Here is a 1,346-nt window from a genome sequence, read left to right on the forward strand (position 1 = left end):
ACGCCTCCGCCAATCCCCTGAACACCCTCGGCAGGAGCCTCGCGCTCCAGCTCCCGCCTCGACTCCCTTCTCGCTCGAGCGCGGGCGGGCCTCTCGGACGCTCCGCACGCGCTCTTGGGATTCGACCGGCCCTCGCGTCTAGTCCGATCCGGTACGAGTGTCGGAGGTTAAAGCTGTTGCTGCGCATGCGGACATCATAGGCTCAAGCATCCAGTGCTTCGCCGCGAACTCCGAGCCGCTATCAACGGTGATCGAGGTGGCAACCCACGCATCTTGTCCAAGCGCTGCAAACCTGTACCGCGCGAAGTCAGGACAACGGGGTGTTGACCTCGATAACCCGGCATTTGCGCGTGTAGTCGTCGACCACATTCAGGCAGTGCAAGCGCTGCTCATGAGCTCACCCGTCAGCGACAAAGTCCATCCGCCAGCTCTGGCTCGGGCCAGTTGGCAACAGCAGTGACATGCGCTCGACAGCGGCAATGCGCTTGTGTCGACGCTTGCGCACGCCTAACCCTGCAAGCGGAGATTCATATTCGGGGCCAGATTATTGATTCTACTTTTACATCCGTGACGATTTCTTTTCGAGCCCAATCGCCGTTTGGCACTTGGCGGCGTTCTTCCAACGCCGTATGATTCAGGTCTTCCGTTTTCCGGCGCGTTTTTTGCCGGGCAGACGGGGGCGGCGACAGGCGGTACCAGACGTCCCGTTGGATTCAGTAGTACGCAAGCTCGGTCCTGTTGCCGATGCAATGACAACTGAAAAACGGCGGCGCAGGTCGAACGACATCGGCGCGCTCGAAGAAGATGCAAATAATCTCAACGAAGCGCTTGACACGAATTCGATGTACCCCCATAATTGTCAGTTCTCTACGGAGGGGTGCCCGAGTGGCTAAAGGGGGCAGACTGTAAATCTGTTGGCTTACGCCTACGTTGGTTCGAATCCAACCTCCTCCACCAAGACATAAGCACAGAGCGGTATAGGGAATCGTTGCTGGCCCTTGCGGGTGTAGCTCAATGGTAGAGCAGAAGCCTTCCAAGCTTACGACGAGGGTTCGATTCCCTTCACCCGCTCCAGTTCAGGCAGTTGAAACGTAAAGCGCCCATGTGGCTCAGTGGTAGAGCACTCCCTTGGTAAGGGAGAGGTCGGCAGTTCGATCCTGCCCATGGGCACCAGCAGGTAGTCGGTGTCTGTTTGCGCGCGGCGCAACATGTGAAATTCCTTTCGGGAGTTGAAAATGGCCAAGGAAAAGTTTGAGCGGACCAAGCCGCACGTGAACGTTGGTACGATTGGTCACGTTGACCACGGCAAGACGACGCTGACGGCGGCGATCGCGACGGTTCTGTCG

1 protein-coding gene and 3 tRNA genes are annotated in these 1,346 nt (G+C 58.2%); all 4 read left to right on the top strand.

Features of this window, described 5'->3' with window-relative positions:
• The first annotated feature begins 871 nt into the window (after positions 1-871).
• Positions 872-957, top strand: a tRNA-Tyr gene (locus X946_RS05870).
• 43 nt (positions 958-1,000) lie between these two features.
• Positions 1,001-1,074, top strand: a tRNA-Gly gene (locus X946_RS05875).
• 24 nt (positions 1,075-1,098) lie between these two features.
• Positions 1,099-1,173 (top strand) — tRNA-Thr (locus X946_RS05880).
• Between the two features lie 62 nt (positions 1,174-1,235).
• Positions 1,236-1,346, top strand: a 111-nt coding sequence (locus X946_RS30350) for a GTP-binding protein (RefSeq protein ID WP_038735236.1), incomplete at its 3' end; no start/stop codon positions are given.

It is taken from the genome of Burkholderia sp. ABCPW 111, from assembly GCF_000773065.1.
Classification (GTDB): Bacteria; Pseudomonadota; Gammaproteobacteria; order Burkholderiales; family Burkholderiaceae; genus Burkholderia; species Burkholderia savannae.